Source organism: Phaeovulum sp. (assembly GCF_041596715.1).
GTDB lineage: Bacteria > Pseudomonadota > Alphaproteobacteria > Rhodobacterales > Rhodobacteraceae > UBA6213.
In genome coordinates this window covers 21299-37306 of the sequence record NZ_JBFHIA010000001.1, presented here as the reverse complement: position 1 = coordinate 37306, position 16008 = coordinate 21299, and the positions used below count along the sequence as shown (strand labels likewise).

Below are 16008 nucleotides of genomic sequence, written 5' to 3'. Positions count from 1 at the left end.
CCATAAATAAATCAAAGACTTACACGATTCTTATGGGAAGAAAACGGTCCGAAAAGCGAAACTTGCCACAAAATATCAGTCCGCTGTAACCCGCAGAAATCCTCGATTGTCCGGCTTGGTCTTTGTCGGCTTGTGGCGAGTTTGTGGCAAGACCACTTGAAGTTTATGGGTATGTTGAGGCCCGTTTGCTGCCGTTATTACCGTTGCTTCACGATAGCGGCGCGGGCCTGTGCCAGTGCTTTTAGCTCGGACAAATGATCCAGGCTCAGATCTCCCTTGATAACCCGTAGTGCCGTAATTAGCGTCTCTTCAAGATCATTCGAAAACGAGCTCTGTCCCACAAGGTGATTGACCAGCCAGGCGGCAAGGTCATCATCCAGGCTTATCATCACCATCTGTTGGGGTTCCAAGTAGCCTTTGGCGGCCGCTGGCCAGATAGCCTTCTTCCTTGTTGGCAGGTCTTTCCATGTATCAAAGTTCATGGCTGTGCTCCCGTGGCCTGGTTTTGCCGATACTGACGTTTTTCGTTTGGTGACACGAGTCAGTTTGTAGCGCCCCCGCATGCGCGGGTCGGGCTCTACGCTGCGCCATTGGCTTGCCCCGAGCCGCTTGCGCGTCTCGGCCATCCGGTGACGATCCCTGGCGCAGAAGTGGCGCGCGCAGCTTTTCAAAGAAGATAGGGCCTGCGGTCCGCCGCGCACGATGTGCGCAGCACCTAAGAGAGTCGGGGCCTGCGGCCCCACAGCCGTCAAGACCAAGCCCTGCGCTTTGGCTGCGGGCGCTGCCGGGGCGTTCCCCTGCCTTCCGCGCCCCGAAGGGGGCTTGTGCAGGCCGGGTGATCCCCCTTTCCCCGGCAGCGGTCCTGACCGCCGATCCCCCGCTCATTGCCGCTTTGGCTAGTCGGGTTGCATGCGCAACCCGTTTCCAAAGGAGAAAGGCAAATGACTTCCGATATTTATCAACGAGTGACCGACCAGATCGTGGTGGAGCTGGAAAAGGGCGTCTGCCCTTGGCTCAAACCATGGAGCGCCGAACATGCCGCCGGGCGGATCACGCGCCCGCTGCGCTCTAACGGCATCGCTTATCGCGGGATCAATGTTCTGATGCTGTGGGCGTCTGCTGTGGAGAAGGGTTTTGCCGCCCCGTTGTGGCTGACTTACAAACAGGCGCAGGAGCTGGGTGGGCAGGTCCGCAAGGGGGAAAAGGGATCGCCCGTTGTCTATGCGAACACCGTCACCCGGTCCGAAAAAGACGAAAGCACCGGCGAGGAGACCGAGCGCGATATCCCATTCATGAAGGGATACACCGTCTTCAATGCCGAGCAGGTCGAAGGATTGCCCGCGCATTTTTACGCGCTGCAGGAGCCGGTTCTTGATCCGGTGGCACGGATTGAACCGGCGGAGCGGTTCTTTGCCAGCGTTGGCGCGCAGATCACGCATGGCGGGGATCGGGCTTGCTATAGCGTGGCGCTCGACCGGGTGCAGATGCCGCCCTTTGAAGCCTTCCGCGATGCGGAAAGCTATTACGCCACCCTTGCGCATGAACTGACTCACTGGACCCGGCACCCTTCGCGGCTGGACCGTGATTTCGGTCGCAAGCGCTGGGGTGATGAAGGTTACGCCATGGAGGAACTGGTCGCCGAACTGGGCGCGGCGTTTGTTTGTGCCGATCTAGCTTTGACGCCGGAACTGCGCGCCGATCATGCCGCCTATATCGCTTCATGGCTGGAAGTCCTGAAGGGTGACAAGCGCGCGATCTTCAGCGCCGCCGCGCACGCGCAGCGCGCTGCCGATTTTCTGGCGGGCACGCAAGCAGAGTCAGAGAGCACCGCCATGGCAGCCTGAACATAAAACCGCCCGGACTTTCGGTCCGGGCGGTTCCCCTGGCGGCATTTTCCGCACCCGCATAGCGGGCGCTGGACTTAGTGAAGGGTCGAAGACGCGGGAGTCTCCAGGTCGCCGGGCTGATGACCCCACTGATCGGCGGGATCAATCGGCGCACCGCGCCCCTGCCGCAGGCGGGATTCGATGATCTCACCGCAAGCCTGCAGCCGTGCCACCACCGCAGACGCTTCTTTGCGGCTATAGACCGTCACGAGGTCATGGCGCTGGCCGAGATATTCCAGGCAAACGATGAAGGAGTCGCCATAGTAGGGCTTGCGAAACAGCACCTTGCGCTTCATCTGCGCTTTCTGCCGTTCAAACTCGTCCTTCAGCTTCTCCATCGGCGCATAGTCGTGCTGCAGGATGCCGAAACGATGGGGAAGCTTACGGTCGAAACAGACCCAGTGGCCATCCTGCCAGATGGCGATATGCTGCCCGTCGAGGCGCAGCTTTGTCGTCTTGCGCCACATGTCGCGCAAGCCGGGCCGCGCCCCGTAATAGAGGCCAAGGAACAGGGCCGTCGCCGCCCAATGTGCCCAATCTAGGACTGGCGCGTTCAGCGTCAGCCCGATCAGGATTAAAGCCACATAGAGGCTGGTCAGGACGTCCGCAATATCGGCCGCCCACGCCCGCCGTGGCGTCAGAACTTTCACGGTGACATGATATCCTCCCTGTCCATCGGTTGCAGATATTTCGCGGGTCTGCGGTTCACCTTCGAATGGCTGCTTCAAATTCTCCATTGTTCTCATCCTTTCAAATCAGCTTGCGCTTTGACTGTTCTGAAATGAAAGTAAGGCCTGTCGCGCTCGTAAAACCGCGCGCAAACCGCGTCCGTAGAAAGCGCATCTGATGGAGTACACCGATCCGGTCCTGCGGCGGCTACGGGACCGCTTGATCCGCTACCGCAGCGAGGCGCGCACCAATGGGCGCAAGCGCCCTTGGCACCGCGTGGCGATGGATATTCTCGACGCAGAATCCGTCTCTCCCGCCTATAACGAGAAAGAAGGAAGCTCAGAGATACTGGGCGAGGCACTGCGCCGGTTCGCCGCTGGTCTGCAGACGCCGACTGTCGAGCGGCTTGACGCCATCACCGCCTTCCTGACCGAGCAACATTATCTGAGCAAAACCGATCTCGGCGAAGCGCAAGCGCCTCTGGACGCTGCCCGACAGCTCGCGGCTTTCTTCGGGGAGGCTGCGCCGCGCCACCTGCCGGCACGCGACGCGCTATGCGGCCAGTTCCTGGCCGTGCGGACAGACGGCGGGCGCAAGAAATACGTTCTGCTCGACGTTTCGCCGGTCGGGAATAATGCCCTGCAGGTTGAGGAGACAGAGCACAACACCAGTGCGGTCACTCACACTCGCAATCCGGCGGAGTTGCGCCGTTTCTTGAAGGTGGCCAGCACCGCGATGGAAAAGCGCGATGGCTGGATGATTGAAGCCCCGCGCGGCCAGGTCATCATCTTCATTCGTGACCGGCTCAATGGTGAGGCCAACGTCTATACCGTCGTCGCCGATGACAGAGAGGCTGGGGGCGCGAACGCCGCGCATAATATGCATATGCTGCGGCCCGTGCCGATTGCAGGCGGGGCACGGATCGTGCCGTTAGGTCGGCAGGAGAGTGCGGAGGCTGAAACCCCGGTGCCGGGCTTTCTGAGTCAGATGATCTGGCATTTTAGTCGGCAGGAGGAAGCCTGAGATGGCGACACCGCCCGGCCCTAACCTTGTCATGCCGGACTCGTTTCTTGAAGCTGTGCGCCAGGGAAATGCCGAGCGCATCGCCGAGTGGCTGGAGGGTGGCTACAGCAAGATCAACTATCAGGAGGCGGGGACCGGCATGACCGCCCTGCATTACGCCGCCGCCCGTAATGCCGTGCCCATTATCAAACTCCTTTTGCGCACCGGGAACTGCGATGGGCGGATACGCGATCGTATGGGACGCACTGCGGCGACCCTCGCCATCGAGGTTGCCGACAATCCTGTTCTTGGCCGCTATCTCTACGACCTTCAGTTCAAGCAGATACCGGAGAGGCAGCCCGACGAGGATGCAGGGCGGCGCGCGCGCTAGTCCGCATCAAACTTGCAGGCAAACACGGCATGCAGCGGACTGCTCGTATCGAAATATTCGACACGTTGCAGCATCATCGGGTGGTGGCCCGCCCAGATGATTAGCTGCCGCTTAAGCCGGTCACTGCGGGCGAACTGGCGGCTCACCTCTTCGGGGGTCAGTAGCGGGTGCAGCTCGATACTGGTCGAGCGCCCGGCCAGGCCCATAGCGCCTTGTTCTGGGCTGACCTCGCCGTCGCGCGTGACGCTGACGGTGGTCTTGCCGAGCCTGCCGGACACATACTCCATGGTCATCATGTCGTTGTTGCCGAAGAACTGCATGACACCGGCATTGCCGGCAAAGGTCTCCCAACGGTCGCCATACAGCGCCTTGCCCTGACCCCAGTCCTGCAGAAACACCCAGAGCTTTACATCGAAAGAAGCGATCTGACCGGCCGCATCTTCGAGCTGCCGCATATGACCCAATACCGGAAACTCATCGAGACAGACCAGCACGGGTGCCGCCGGTTTCACGCACGTGCGCTCCATCGCGTCAATCAGCTGATTGACGAACAAGCGCAGCCAGCGATTGCACAGACCCATCCGTGTGGCGGGAAGGCAGAGATAGAGGGTCGCGCTGGCAGTGGCAGATTTTAGATCAGAGAGATCGAAATCATGTCCTGACAGCACGCTGCGCATCGCACGGTAGTCCAGAAACTTAGTGTGGCGACGCGTGGTCGACAGAACGCTCGCGCGTTCATTGACCGGCTTCTCGTAAAACTCGCGCGCCGCGCTTTCGATCGCGTTTGCGATGTCAGCTTTATCGGCGTCGTCCTGCAAGCGCTCCGCATTGGCGAACATCGCCAATTCTAGCGTGAAACCGTCTTCCTCACCTTCATCGCCCAATAGCGCGTCGCGCAGCAGGCTGCGCACAGCGATCAGCGTGCGCTCGCCTTCGAACTGCGGCGCAGTGGCCACATGCAGGATAAGACCTTCGAGAAAGTTGCGCGCGCTTTCGTCCCAATGCGGGTCTTTGCCCGCCGGGACGATCAGCGCATCCGCGATCATGCCCGCATCCTCGATGATCGTTTCGCTGTCGGGCTTTAAAACCGCCAGCGGATTATAGCGCTTGCGAAACCTGGCCGCATGCGGTGCACAGGTGTTGAACGGGTCGAGGACAAGGATGGTCTGTCCTAGTTTTGCCCGGCGGCGCGCGGTCAGGTTGGCGAGCTCACCCTTGGGATCGAGCGCCAGAACAGAACCGGGATAGAACATCAAATTGCCGACCAGCGTGACCGACTTGCCGGTGCGCGATCCCGCCACCGTCATCATATGCCGGTTATCTTCGATTCCGATCAGCTTTGAGCCAAGTGCTCCGACCATGATCTTGCGACCAGGATTTGCCGGGTCATAGGCAATGGCCGCATGGTGCGCGAGCTTGGCCGGTTCCAGCCAGCGCGCCTGCGGCACCGTCTGCTGGTGCAGGAAGCGAGTGGACACGCCGCGTGCGATATCGCGGGAGAAGTCGGTAAAGAAGTCGTCCATCGGCGCCATCCTTGTTTGGAGATGCTCCGACTATCGCAGGGCTTCGCGCTTGGATTCCGCGCACAAACCGCGTCCATCGGGACGAGGCCGAGAGGTGGTCGCCGTAATGATCCCAGCGGACGCTGCGGCCACACGACCGGTGGCCGTCTCTACTTCATGTGGCTTTTGCGCAGGAGTGGTGGACAGGGCTTGTCTGCGACCGGGATGAGCATGCCTGAAACGCTTCGACCTTTCGCTTTGGGATTTCCCTCGACTGAACACGCCAAACCTGATCGGGCGCGCACCGGGTTCAAGGCCCTTCGGCCCCTGGGGTGATACGCGGGTGTCCCCGCCTTTCGGCAAACCTGCAAGGCGGGCGATCCCCCTCCCGCGTATCGGCCGTGAACCCGTCGCTTCTCCGCCCGCTCCTAGGTGAGGCGTGTCGAGGAAAACCCAAGCGAAAGGAGCTTACATCATGGCACGCAACAACACCCCGAACCGCAAACCGGCCCGCGAGTCCCGCACCCCGGCGTTTATAGCCTGGCACGTCGACGAGAAAGGCGAGAAGTCCTTCTGGACCCGCATCGGCGCCGCCTGGGATCACAAGGACGGCGAAGGTTACACCCTTCAACTCGATCTGGTCCCCGTCAATGGCGGACGCGTCATCCTCCGGGTTCCGGCCGAGGACAACACCGATCAGGAGGCGGGCGCGTAAGCGCCCCCTCATCTTCCTCACCACCCCAAACCGAGGTCGTCAGACATGTACGATTTGCAATACCAATACGAACCAGGTGCCGAACTGCCTCACTTTTCGATCCACCTTAACGGCGTGCCCATCGCATCAACGAACGGAGAATGGTCCAGAGGCGATCAGGAAAAAGCCGCCCGTCTTTTTGCCGCATCTCATCGTCTCTTTGAGGCACTTGAACATATGCTCGATGCCGATGGTGATCTCTACGCCATGGACTTCGAGGGTGCGCGTGAAGCACTCGTTCTTGCGAAAGGGGATTCAGAAATCGATTGTATGAACGGGAGCGCGTCATGACGCGCTCCCTTGAAACCCACACCATCCTTTGGCGCGGCTTCTCGATCGAAGTGCGCTACGAGCAGAACTGGTTAGGAACCGAGGGTCCTTCAGTACGGCGCATCTACAGGTGAGTACCGTTGAGCCGGAGAATGACCCTCTACCGATAACCGAAACAGGATACCGGTCCCGGTTCATCGACGCGGAAACGATCGCGGAGGCCGGTGGGCCGGTCGCGTTCGTGCGGGGCTGGCTCGACCAAGCCGCTGAGACAAAATCATGGAAGGATCAGCTGGAAAAAGCGCGGCAGATGACGCTTTTCTAGCCGCGTGCTGCGGACATGAAAAAGGGCGCGGACCGGAGGTTCGCGCCCGAGTTTTTGGCTTGGCTGCTTTAGGCGCTGACCAACATGGGTACCATGTGTTCGCCGCAGACAAGCCGGGCATCATGCTTTGCCCAGGCTTTTAGCGCGCAGTCCGGGCAGGTGTAGCGCAGTCGCTTGCCGCTCTTTTGCGTCGCGGCAGCTTCGTCGCCGCCATTGGAATTTGGAAGCAGCGCAGCCGGCGCTTCCTTCCAAGTGATCGCGAAATCCCTCGCCATCAACTTCTGGGCGGCGTTCTCGAACGCGCCGCCGGGAACGATGATATGAGTGACCGTCTCACCGGTCTCTTTCCCACCTTCTTCGCCGGTGTCGGTAGGCTGCAAGCCGACGCTCTTCATTTTGTCGGCCCACTCGCGGTTATGATAGCGCCCGCGTCCTGGGGTCCCTTGATGATGCTGCCAAAGATGCACCATCTCGTGGACCAGCGTGCCGAGGATTTCGATCAGGGAGCGATCACCAAAGCGGGCAGGATTGAGCGCGATCTCATCGGCAGCCCGGCCCTCGTTATTGTTGAATCTATCGCCGGAGAAATAGCCGAACGTACCCTTGCGGCGCTGGAGGGTAATCAGCGCGTTTGGCAACTCGTTGCCAAACAGCGCCTTGTTGAAATGCTCGTATGCCTGCTGGAATCGATCATAGGTGTCGCGGGTGGGTTTGATCGGCAGGAGCGCCGGAGCAGAATGCATGTTCATCGTGAACCATCCTTCTGCACCGCCTTTGTTGGTTTGTGATGTACATTCCAGGAAAGGTCAGGGTGCCATTGCGTGATGGCGATGAATGTCGTGCAATATTGATGGCGCTTTCCTCGTCAAAACCGCGCGCTGTTGTGGCCAGAAATAGTGTGATGTACACTCCAGTCACATCGTCAGATTGAGTGGATGCACATTTCCATTCCGCCTCGCTGCTCTGCTACAATTATAGTATGAGGGGCAATCCCAGATAGAGATGAGTACAAGGTGTGCATGGTACTACCACGCGCACCTTGCTGGGGGGACTCTCCAGTCCCCCGCAGACCCCCCTCAGGGCACCCGTAAGGCTGCGAATCCGCTTGTGGCGTATTCGGTCCAACGGATGCTTTCAGCCGGGCGCTGGCGCTTTTGGGTGTCGAACCCATCCCGGCTGAGCGCAACGATTTCGGCGTTGCATCACGACCATGGAGACTGCCGCTCTCCCTGGACCCATCGCGCAAAGGGCTATCCGCGCCCCTTGCAACCACGGCCAGGACTTTCGTGTCCTGAACCACGACCGGTGTTTCGGCACCGGCTTCGAGCAAAGGCGAGATGTCTGCTCTCCCTTTGCGATCCCATCGACCAGGGGCATGGCTGCGCCCCTGGACCCGGCGGCGGCTGCGACAGGTGTGTCGCCAGTCGAAGACGGATCGGCAAGCGCGGTTTGCGCGCGGTCTGGTGCCGATCAATGCGGCTACGTGTTGATGCATGACGGAGAAAGAGACACGCGCTGCACCGATATCCTATCGCCCGCCCACCGCGTTGCGGGAGGCGTTTCGCGCGCGTGTCGAGGCCTCCGGCCTGTCCGTCAATGCCTTCATCACCCAAGCCGTCTTCGACCAGGATGCGCCGCGCCAGACCCGGCGGGCTCCCGTCGAGCAGCAGACAGTCGCGCGCCTTCTTGCCGAAACCGCGCGCCTGCATGACCGCCTGGGGGCGGTCGGCGTCGATGCTGATCTCGACGCCGCGCTGCTCGAAGAAGCCCTTCGCGACCTTCGCGAAATCCGCGCCGCCTGTCTCGCTGCCTTGGGGCGAAAACCATGATCCCCAAGGCGAGCCAGCGTGCCGGCGGGCAGGATCTCGCCACCCATCTGCTCAACGCGCACGACAATGAATATGTCGAGCTGGCAGAGGTGCGCGGCGCGGTCGCCGACGACCTGCACGGCGCGTTCGCCGAATGGGAGGCGATCGCGCATTCCCTAACCAAGTGCCGGAATTACCTCTACAGCTTGTCGGTCAATCCCGATCTCGGTCAGGGGCAGCTCAGCCGCGATCAGTACCGCGACTATGCCGAGCGCGTTGAAAAAGCCCTCGGCTTGACGGGTCAGCCCCGCGCCCTGGTGTTCCACATCAAGGAGGGGCGCGAGCATTGTCATATCGTCTGGTCCCGCATCGATGCGCAGGCTGGCAAGGCCATCCACCAGCCCTTCGATCATGACAAGCTGATGATGGTCACGCGGGAGTTCGCCCGCGATCATGGGCTGACCCTTCCTGCCGGCTATGAGCACGGCGGTGATGCTAGGCGCAAGAAGTCGCTCTACGAGACGCAGCAGGAGCGCAATTCCGGCCTCACCAAAGAAGATCGCATGGCTGCCGTCACCGCTGCGTGGAAGCGCAGCGACAGTCCGCGCGCGTTTGTGCGGGCGCTGGAAGAAATGGGCTACGTGCTCGCCACTGGGAGCCGGCCCTATGTGCTGGTCGATCTCTACGGCAACATGAATGCGCTGCCGAAACTGATCGATGACCGTAGCATCCGCACGAAAGACATCCGCGCTTTCCTGGAGCGGGATTTCCCGCCGGAGACTTTGCCCACCGTGGATGAGGCCAAGGCTTTGGTGGCATCACACCGCCAGGCGCGGGAGGATTTTGTCAAATCCGGACGCGACGCCGAGAAGCTCGACCTTCTGAAAGCAGCGCAAGCAAGCCGTAGGGAGAAGATCGAGGCGGCGCAGGCCACGATGCAGGCGCGGCATCGGCAGGAGGTTGGCGCGCTTTTGCAAGGGCAGCTGGCGGCGCGGCGACAGTTGCGCACGCGCTATCTGGATGATGCCCGACGGGTGAAACAGGCCCGCGCCGCTGCGAAGCCGACAGGTCTTGCGGCGTTTCTAGGCCGGGTCACGGGCGTCAGTTTCGTCATTAACAAGCTTCACAAACATCGTGATGCGCAACGCCATGCCGTCTTCCAACAGGAGAAAGAGGCGCTCCGAGAGACGCAGGCGGAGGCACGGCGCGTACTGGAGCATCGGCATACCTTGCAGGCGATCGATGCGGCGCGGGAGGTCCGGGCACTGGCGCAAATCGAGGCGCGGGAACTGAAAAGCTATGAGGTGGCGCAGCACAAACAAGAACGCATTCAGCAGCGCCAGGGGCATGACCATATGCCGGCACTCAATCTGGCGCTGAAGCCGAAGGGTCGATCGGCTGTGCCGCACAAAGCAAAGGATCGTTACCGTGCGCGTGATCGTCATGATGATCGTCGTCAGGATCAGGAGAGCAACGTCACAGTCGATCGGCAGGATGCTGATGATCGCGGTGCCTTGCGTAAAGCGTTCGGGGCGGCCGTAACGAATTCTTCAGAGGGGACGATCATTGAGAAGAACGGCAAAGGTGAGAGCACTCGTGGCGGGCGCCGTGGTGGTGACGATACCGTGCGCCGTCGGCAGCGCACCCGACAACGCCAAGCCGAGGTGTCGGCGGATGAGACGACGGCTGCGCGATCCCAGGCAGCGCCCGAACCCCACTGGACGGAATTGCCGCTCGCGGATCAGTTTCGCGAGGCGGCGCGTGATGGGGGTGACGGGGATAACGGCGGAGATGAGGGAACCGTCGAGCCGAAACGCATTTCTCGTGCCGAGCGCAGGAGCGAGCACACGCGCTCGCGGCGACGTGGGCGGGACGATGATTTTGAGCGGGAGCGATGATTGCCGTTGCTCTTGAAGTCCTCTATTTCGGTTCAGGCCATGGCCGGGGGAGAGCCGGTCAAAGATGGACTGACTTGGCGACTTGGAGCCCGATCAGGACCCCACGTGTGACGATCTCCGAGCACTGCCCATGCGACGCTGGTGGATTGTTTGTGCGCCGCTCACACGCAAGCGGAAATCCAGCATCGGCTTGCTAACTCCATAGAGGTTTTGGGCCTGATGATACAGGCCATCGAGCATGATCTTATTGGCGGCTTCATTGGTAATCAGCAACACCCCTGCAAGGAAATTTGCCTCCGCCTCGATGCCACTATCGCGCGAGCGGTCACCGTTCTCGAGAAGAGGGGCCGCATATTCATGGCCCAGAAAGCAATGGGCCAGCTCGTGGCAGATGTTGCTGCGCTGCCGGTACGGGTGATGGCGGTCATTATGGACGATCGCAGTGGCAAGGCCGCGCGGCACGGTGACCGCGGAGAAGGCATCTTGATGCTTACCAAGAAAAGGGCTGTCGGGTTCCAGTTCGCTCAGGTCGATTAGCTCTATCTCGAAATGAGCGCAGACAGCGGCGGGATCAATCGGCGCATGTGCCGCCAAGTCCATCTGTTGACGAACTCGCAGTGCGATGCGGTTTGCTTCCGCCTTGAACCCCCGCCGAAACCCCAATTCAGCTATCCTTCAGTCTGTTGTAAGTGCTAACGACAATATCTTCCATAAGCTTGGCTTTGTCAGAAGTTAGTTTGGGGTCGGCACGTAGTAGCGCTGTAATCCTGGCGATGGGCTCAGATTCGGTCGCGTCGGTGCCCCTGATAAACATCTCGGCCTTTAGATGCGACCACGCCAAAAGCGCCGCGAGCCCGTTCACATCTGGCTTAGCACCCTGACTCATGCGGGTCAGGGTGGATGCATTAATGCCAGCTTCGGCCGCCACCTCCTTCCACGTTTTCTGACGGCTGAGTCGCGCGGCGTTAAGGGCCGCAAAAAAAGCCTCGTTGTCGAACCTGTCGGTCATGTCCCCTCCGTTGAGAGTTCGCAATCAATTGCGAACTTGCAATTCACTTGGTCTCTTGATATTATCAAACCAGTTGCAGATTCGCAATCGGCCTCTCAACCGGCGCTCTAGCCAGAAAGGATCAATGATGGCCAAGCCTGAAGAACACCCCAAGCCCGAACCGAAGACCGTGACGATCGTCGTGAACGGGCGCGAGAAGACGGTTCCCAAGAACGACGACCTGACCTTCGCGGAAGTCATCGCGCTTGCTTTCGAAAACCCGCCCAACGGCGACGGCGTGCAGTTCACCATCCAGTACACGCGCGGCAATGACAATAAACCGGCCGGTTCTCTTGTCGAGGGCCAATCCGTAAAGGCCAAGGAGGGCATGGAGTTCGATGTCACGCCGACCAATCGCTCGTAGCGCGGACTTGCTCCGCCTTCAGAACGAAGGCTACGACCTCGAAATCTGGGGCGGATACCTTCTCATTCGTAACGTGCCCTATGTCACGTCCCAGGCTGTCGTCCGCTATGACGGCATCCTTATCTCCACCCTGGAAATGTCCGACGACGTCACCAGAACGCCCGGCGATCACCGGGCGTTCTGGACTGGAGAACACCCGTGCCACAGCGACGGTCGGAAAATAGCGTCCATCGAAAATGGCGCGGCACCCCAGCAGTTTGGCAGCGGCGTTAAGGCCGACTTCACCTTTTCCGCCAAGGCGAAGTACCGCGACTATCACCATAAGATCACTACCTATCTCGGACGCATCACCGGCGAAGCGACGAAGATTGATCCGAATGCCACGGCGCAGACCTTTCCAACGATTCTCGCGGACGGGGACGGCGAGGTCTTTAAGTATGTCGATACGGCCACGAGCCGGGCCGGCATCGGTGCGGTTAACGAAAAGGTCGCCGGCCAGAAGATCGGAATCATCGGCCTTGGTGGCACTGGAAGCTATGTCCTGGACCTCGTAGCCAAGACGCCCGTGGCGGAGTTACATCTATTCGATGGCGACGTCTTCTCGCAACACAACGCGTTCCGATCCCCGGGCGCGCCGGGGCAGGAAGATCTAGCGACCAAGCCTGCGAAGGTCGCGTACTTCCGGGGTATCTACGAGAAGATGCGGAACGGCATTATCGCCCATGACGTCTATATGGATGAAGATAACCTCCCCCTGCTGGACGGCCTCGACTTTATCTTCCTTTGCGCCGATCGCGGGCCGATCAAGGAGAAGATCGTCGAACGCCTCGTTGCCAACGACACTCCATTTGTCGAGGTAGGGATGGGCGTCGTGCTTGTCGAAGGACGGCTCGGCGGGATCGTCCGTGCGACAACTTGCACAGCGAAGACGCATGAGAAGGCGGCGCCGCATATCTCATACGCGGACGGGGATGGTGGGGCGAACGAGTACGCCAGCAACATCCAGATCGCCGAGTTGAACGCGTTTAATGCGGCAATCGCGGTCATCCAGTGGAAAAAGCTGTTTGGCTTCTATCAGGATACGCGCGAACAACATTACACCGGGTTCAGCATCGCTGCAGGCAGTATAATTTATGAAGGCAGCAAATGACGCGGCTCGGCCAGATAAAACCTGAATTTGTAGAATTCATTCCCGAAAATCTTGCGCCGGGCGTCCTGTACATTTCTAAGCGATATTCGACGGCCTCGCATCTGTGCTGCTGTGGCTGTGGGCTGGAGGTGGTCACGCCCCTGAACCCTGCGAAGTGGCGGCTTATTGAGAGTGACGGAGCCATATCCCTCAGTCCTTCGGTCGGCAGCTGGAGCTTTCCCTGCCGGTCTCACTATTGGATCAGCGGTAACCGCGTGCAGTGGGCGGCAGTAATGTCGGCGGAGCGGATTGCGGCGGTGAAATCTCGCGATCGACGTGACGTCGAGGCGATGGCCCCTCAGCCGCAGGGCTTCTTCGCCCGCATGGTGGGTGCTATTGCGACGAAGATCGGCAGATGGTTCGGTCGATGAGGCACGTCTCTCTGCTCATTCGCTTTGAACAGGAGCGCCCGGGGTCTCTGCGGTGGATTGATTGACGAACCACCACTCGGCCTGGAGCGCGCGACGCAGCGGCGTGTCTACTAGTGCCGGCGCCAGGCAGATATATTTCGCGGCGCCGGTCATTGTCTCGGCTGGCAGCTCTTTAAGATGCCGGACTGCGTTTTCGACGGAGAATGGGCTTCCCACCACCTCCTCGAAGTTGCTGGGCAGGCCTGTCCAAATCACAACGTCAATACCCAGCCGATTGGCCCAAGGCGGAATGGTTGCTGGCACCTCGGGTTCTCCCTCCCGCGTGCCGTCGCGGAAATAGATTCCCATGTGCCGCATCACAGTCGCTTCCCGGGAGCGTAAGTCGGCAATGGCATCGACGGGGTCGCCGCGTTTACTAAGAGCGTAGGCGCAGCGGCAAAGCGCGCCATTCACATTGTCGACGACGAGCGTCAGCGCGCCTTTGCGTGAGGACGAGACACGGCTGAATTCCAGCGGTAGCTCCGGTCCGTCGAGTTGCCAGGGCTCATGGTATTCATCGAAATCGGGCCGTTCGTCCCACAATAACGAACCCCACCCGAGAAGAGCGATTCTGCGTCCCGGATTATGCATTTACAGGCTCCTCAGACAGATCGCCAAGAAGTCGGGTGCGGCTCTTGACTGCTGCCCTGACTGACGTAGCGAGTTGATCGGGAAACCCTGTAGGCAGCGCGTCTAAAACGGCATCGGTTTGTTTTTCGGCGCTCGCGGCAAGGTCTTCGAAGATCATTCGCATCAGCGGTAAGCCGACCCCCGCCAGCTCGGCTGTTTGCATGAAATGACGCGGCACAATGTTGTCGACGGGGTAGTGGCGGTTCTTGCCGACGGACATGGCCAGCTTGAATTGCTTCTGCTGGATTTGGCCGGCGTCGAGACTCGGTTGTGCAGTTAGAACATCGTAGAGAGGAGTCAGGCGAAAGCGTCCGCCAGGGCCCGGGGTGATGCTGAAATTCTTCGCATGCCCATCAGTGGCGCCCAGCATCCAGAACAGAATACAAGCACGCATGAAGGTGGCGATGTCCTGGTCCGGTGTGTCGCTGCCCTTTAAGAGCTGGATGATGTCACGCATCCCCGGTCCGCCATCGGACTGGTATTTGCGCGTGGGCGGCACGGAGAGAGCCTGGCAGATATCTTCCTGCGGCAGGCGCAGCAGGCGGCCGTCATTCGTCCAGCGGCGGTCGAAGCGTTCAACGATGAGGGTCCGGCGGTTGCCAAAATCCGCAATCTCGGTATGCGCGGTCGGCATGCCGAGGGCGGCGAGCAGCTTCAGGCAAAGATACTCGTTCTCAACGCTGTTTGAGAGATCGATGCCGTTCGGCAGCTGGCCGATCTGCGGCTTGAGGATATGGGTGGTGGCGGTGGTGCCTGTAGGTTTGAACCATTGTCCGTCCTTGCGCAGCAGGGCAGTTTTTTCCTGTGCGCCAGCAATCGAGATGCGAAAATCTTGATCCTCACCCATCCCCAGAGGGGCGTTGACGAGGTTGTTGATGATGGCGGCAATCTCGTCGTCGGAGACGGGCTTGCCGTCCGCTGTGCCGGCCTTACTGGGGTTGATGCCTTCCGGGAGAAACTGGAGCGCGCCGACGCAGTCATGACCAAGAGCGGTGAGCAAGCTGTAGGCGTCCGTGCCGCCCGCGCCGACGCGTTCGGCGACGCGCTTGCGGATAGCGTCGCTATCCGGGAGGAGGTTATCGAAGACGTTGATGACGGGCGCGCCGATATAGCGATCTTCGCGCAAAGGCAGAGAGAGCGAAACCGGAAAGGTATTCTCCCAGGCAAGCCATTCGCGTGCATATTGAAAGTCGATCGCGCCGGTGGATTCGCGGCGTAGGGTTCCCACGAGGCGACCGTTCATGAAGACATTGAGGGGCGCGTGCGCCCGACGGCGTGCCATCAGAACATGTCCTCGATGTCGGCAGCGCTGGTTTTGCTGCGCTTGCGGACCACGAGTTCAAGGTCGAGGGCGGACAAGGCCGCCATCAGCGTGCGCAGCTGGACGGCGGGCTCCCCGGCCTCCAGGCGGGAGACTGTACCTTGGCGCAGGTGGATATGGTCGCCGAGCGCGCCTTGTGTAAAGCCGGCTTGTTTGCGGGCACGACGCAGAATAGCGCCGAGCTGTTTTTCGTTGCGGGCAATCTGGTCAGTCATGGCAGCCTCCATGATGCAAATATACGCGAGTGCGTATTAAAGGTCAATATACGTGTTCGCGTATGAAACGAAAATATACGTGAGCGCGTATAAAGGCATGCTATACGCGAGTGCGTATCACGGTCATGTGGTTGGGCGGCTTTGTCGAGAGGCTTGGCGGGCGAGATAAGCAAGTGCCTGAGAGACGGCCGCTTCTCTGTCCAAAGGATTATGGAGCGTAAGGGCGCGGCGGAACTTGACAACGGCGCTCCTGTGACCGTTCCCAGCCAGCCAGTTCAGGGCGGCTTGAGTCTCTTGGCAGGTGCGCAGGTCTTGTTCGACGCAAC

At 60.2% G+C, this 16008-nt stretch carries 19 protein-coding genes; 10 read left to right on the top strand and 9 right to left on the bottom strand.

Going from position 1 to position 16008, the window contains the following annotated elements:
- Positions 1–197 precede the first annotated feature (197 nt).
- Positions 198–482 (bottom strand): hypothetical protein, encoded by a 285-nt coding sequence (locus tag ABY403_RS00200; protein WP_372837480.1) that lies wholly within the window; start codon positions 480–482, stop codon positions 198–200.
- Positions 483–941: 459 nt separating this feature from the next.
- On the opposite strand from ABY403_RS00200, the gene ABY403_RS00195 reads away from it, so the two are divergent.
- Positions 942–1844: an ArdC family protein gene (locus ABY403_RS00195; protein WP_372837479.1), complete on the top strand. Its 903-nt coding sequence runs from the start codon at positions 942–944 to the stop codon at positions 1842–1844.
- A gap of 77 nt (positions 1845–1921) precedes the next feature.
- Here ABY403_RS00195 and ABY403_RS00190 read toward each other — a convergent pair whose 3' ends face one another.
- Positions 1922–2623, bottom strand: a complete 702-nt coding sequence (locus ABY403_RS00190; protein WP_372837478.1) for a hypothetical protein — start codon at positions 2621–2623, stop codon at positions 1922–1924.
- A gap of 109 nt (positions 2624–2732) precedes the next feature.
- Between ABY403_RS00190 and ABY403_RS00185 the strand changes: the two genes are divergently transcribed.
- Together ABY403_RS00185 and ABY403_RS00180 are read left to right on the top strand one after the other, a co-directional pair.
- Positions 2733–3578 (top strand): hypothetical protein, encoded by an 846-nt coding sequence (locus ABY403_RS00185; RefSeq protein ID WP_372837477.1) that lies wholly within the window; start codon positions 2733–2735, stop codon positions 3576–3578.
- 1 nt (position 3579) lies between these two features.
- Positions 3580–3948, top strand: a complete 369-nt coding sequence (locus ABY403_RS00180) for an ankyrin repeat domain-containing protein (protein WP_372837476.1) — start codon at positions 3580–3582, stop codon at positions 3946–3948.
- On the opposite strand, the gene ABY403_RS00175 is transcribed toward ABY403_RS00180, so the two are convergent.
- Positions 3945–5471 (bottom strand): type IV secretory system conjugative DNA transfer family protein, encoded by a 1527-nt coding sequence (locus ABY403_RS00175; RefSeq protein WP_372837475.1) that lies wholly within the window; start codon positions 5469–5471, stop codon positions 3945–3947. The two genes, ABY403_RS00180 and ABY403_RS00175, sit on opposite strands and share 4 nt — an antisense overlap.
- 454 nt (positions 5472–5925) lie before the next feature.
- On the opposite strand from ABY403_RS00175, the gene ABY403_RS00170 reads away from it, so the two are divergent.
- Together ABY403_RS00170 and ABY403_RS00165 are read left to right on the top strand one after the other, a co-directional pair.
- Positions 5926–6165: a hypothetical protein gene (locus tag ABY403_RS00170; protein ID WP_056240717.1), complete on the top strand. Its 240-nt coding sequence runs from the start codon at positions 5926–5928 to the stop codon at positions 6163–6165.
- Positions 6166–6210: 45 nt separating this feature from the next.
- Positions 6211–6495 carry a hypothetical protein gene (locus ABY403_RS00165; RefSeq protein ID WP_372837474.1) on the top strand — a complete coding sequence of 95 codons (285 nt, stop codon included), beginning with the start codon at positions 6211–6213 and terminating at the stop codon, positions 6493–6495.
- 372 nt (positions 6496–6867) lie between these two features.
- Here ABY403_RS00165 and ABY403_RS00160 read toward each other — a convergent pair whose 3' ends face one another.
- Positions 6868–7548, bottom strand: a complete 681-nt coding sequence (locus tag ABY403_RS00160; protein ID WP_372837473.1) for a SprT-like domain-containing protein — start codon at positions 7546–7548, stop codon at positions 6868–6870.
- Positions 7549–8292: 744 nt separating this feature from the next.
- On the opposite strand from ABY403_RS00160, the gene ABY403_RS00155 reads away from it, so the two are divergent.
- Complete coding sequence (locus ABY403_RS00155; protein WP_372837472.1) at positions 8293–8628, top strand: hypothetical protein; 336 nt, start codon at positions 8293–8295, stop codon at positions 8626–8628.
- A complete protein-coding gene (locus ABY403_RS00150) occupies positions 8625–10505 on the top strand; it encodes a relaxase/mobilization nuclease domain-containing protein (protein WP_372837471.1) in 1881 nt (626 codons plus the stop codon). Before ABY403_RS00155 ends, ABY403_RS00150 begins: the two co-directional genes overlap by 4 nt.
- Positions 10506–10598: 93 nt before the next feature.
- Here the strand turns inward: ABY403_RS00150 and ABY403_RS00145 are convergent, their stop codons facing one another.
- Both ABY403_RS00145 and ABY403_RS00140 read right to left on the bottom strand, forming a co-directional pair.
- A complete protein-coding gene (locus tag ABY403_RS00145) occupies positions 10599–11168 on the bottom strand; it encodes an ImmA/IrrE family metallo-endopeptidase (RefSeq protein ID WP_372837470.1) in 570 nt (189 codons plus the stop codon).
- 1 nt (position 11169) lies between these two features.
- On the bottom strand, positions 11170–11514 hold the full coding sequence (locus tag ABY403_RS00140; RefSeq protein WP_372837469.1) for a hypothetical protein: 345 nt from the start codon (positions 11512–11514) through the stop codon (positions 11170–11172).
- 127 nt (positions 11515–11641) lie between these two features.
- On the opposite strand from ABY403_RS00140, the gene ABY403_RS00135 reads away from it, so the two are divergent.
- Genes ABY403_RS00135 through ABY403_RS00125 form a run of 3 tightly spaced genes read left to right on the top strand, consistent with a single transcriptional unit; the run spans position 11642 to position 13477 of the window.
- Entirely contained in the window at positions 11642–11917 is a 276-nt protein-coding gene (locus tag ABY403_RS00135; protein WP_372837468.1) for a multiubiquitin domain-containing protein, read from the top strand.
- 7 nt (positions 11918–11924) lie between these two features.
- Positions 11925–13067: a ThiF family adenylyltransferase gene (locus tag ABY403_RS00130; protein WP_372837467.1), complete on the top strand. Its 1143-nt coding sequence runs from the start codon at positions 11925–11927 to the stop codon at positions 13065–13067.
- Positions 13064–13477, top strand: a complete 414-nt coding sequence (locus ABY403_RS00125; protein WP_372837466.1) for a DUF6527 family protein — start codon at positions 13064–13066, stop codon at positions 13475–13477. Before ABY403_RS00130 ends, ABY403_RS00125 begins: the two co-directional genes overlap by 4 nt.
- A gap of 15 nt (positions 13478–13492) precedes the next feature.
- On the opposite strand, the gene ABY403_RS00120 is transcribed toward ABY403_RS00125, so the two are convergent.
- From ABY403_RS00120 to ABY403_RS00110, 3 genes are read right to left on the bottom strand one after another with little or no spacing between them, the layout of a single operon-like run.
- Positions 13493–14107, bottom strand: coding sequence for a hypothetical protein (locus ABY403_RS00120; protein ID WP_372837465.1), 615 nt, complete (start codon positions 14105–14107; stop codon positions 13493–13495).
- Positions 14100–15428 carry a type II toxin-antitoxin system HipA family toxin gene (locus ABY403_RS00115; protein WP_372837464.1) on the bottom strand — a complete coding sequence of 443 codons (1329 nt, stop codon included), beginning with the start codon at positions 15426–15428 and terminating at the stop codon, positions 14100–14102. Before ABY403_RS00115 ends, ABY403_RS00120 begins: the two co-directional genes overlap by 8 nt.
- Entirely contained in the window at positions 15428–15682 is a 255-nt protein-coding gene (locus ABY403_RS00110; protein WP_372837463.1) for a helix-turn-helix domain-containing protein, read from the bottom strand. Before ABY403_RS00110 ends, ABY403_RS00115 begins: the two co-directional genes overlap by 1 nt.
- Positions 15683–16008 lie beyond the last annotated feature (326 nt).

Excerpts from the sequence above, each read along its gene's own strand:
- ABY403_RS00110 (WP_372837463.1), bottom strand. The coding sequence starts at position 15,682 with ATGACTGACCAGATTGCCCGCAACGAAAAACAGCTCGGCGCTATTCTG.
- ABY403_RS00190 (WP_372837478.1), bottom strand. The coding sequence starts at position 2,623 with ATGGAGAATTTGAAGCAGCCATTCGAAGGTGAACCGCAGACCCGCGAA.
- ABY403_RS00115 (WP_372837464.1), bottom strand. The coding sequence starts at position 15,428 with ATGGCACGCCGTCGGGCGCACGCGCCCCTCAATGTCTTCATGAACGGT.
- ABY403_RS00135 (WP_372837468.1), top strand. The coding sequence starts at position 11,642 with ATGGCCAAGCCTGAAGAACACCCCAAGCCCGAACCGAAGACCGTGACG.
- ABY403_RS00175 (WP_372837475.1), bottom strand. The coding sequence starts at position 5,471 with ATGGACGACTTCTTTACCGACTTCTCCCGCGATATCGCACGCGGCGTG.
- ABY403_RS00140 (WP_372837469.1), bottom strand. The coding sequence starts at position 11,514 with ATGACCGACAGGTTCGACAACGAGGCTTTTTTTGCGGCCCTTAACGCC.
- ABY403_RS00150 (WP_372837471.1), top strand. The coding sequence starts at position 8,625 with ATGATCCCCAAGGCGAGCCAGCGTGCCGGCGGGCAGGATCTCGCCACC.
- ABY403_RS00160 (WP_372837473.1), bottom strand. The coding sequence starts at position 7,548 with ATGAACATGCATTCTGCTCCGGCGCTCCTGCCGATCAAACCCACCCGC.
- ABY403_RS00200 (WP_372837480.1), bottom strand. The coding sequence starts at position 482 with ATGAACTTTGATACATGGAAAGACCTGCCAACAAGGAAGAAGGCTATC.
- ABY403_RS00120 (WP_372837465.1), bottom strand. The coding sequence starts at position 14,107 with ATGCATAATCCGGGACGCAGAATCGCTCTTCTCGGGTGGGGTTCGTTA.
- ABY403_RS00180 (WP_372837476.1), top strand. The coding sequence starts at position 3,580 with ATGGCGACACCGCCCGGCCCTAACCTTGTCATGCCGGACTCGTTTCTT.
- ABY403_RS00185 (WP_372837477.1), top strand. The coding sequence starts at position 2,733 with ATGGAGTACACCGATCCGGTCCTGCGGCGGCTACGGGACCGCTTGATC.
- ABY403_RS00155 (WP_372837472.1), top strand. The coding sequence starts at position 8,293 with ATGACGGAGAAAGAGACACGCGCTGCACCGATATCCTATCGCCCGCCC.
- ABY403_RS00170 (WP_056240717.1), top strand. The coding sequence starts at position 5,926 with ATGGCACGCAACAACACCCCGAACCGCAAACCGGCCCGCGAGTCCCGC.
- ABY403_RS00195 (WP_372837479.1), top strand. The coding sequence starts at position 942 with ATGACTTCCGATATTTATCAACGAGTGACCGACCAGATCGTGGTGGAG.
- ABY403_RS00125 (WP_372837466.1), top strand. The coding sequence starts at position 13,064 with ATGACGCGGCTCGGCCAGATAAAACCTGAATTTGTAGAATTCATTCCC.
- ABY403_RS00165 (WP_372837474.1), top strand. The coding sequence starts at position 6,211 with ATGTACGATTTGCAATACCAATACGAACCAGGTGCCGAACTGCCTCAC.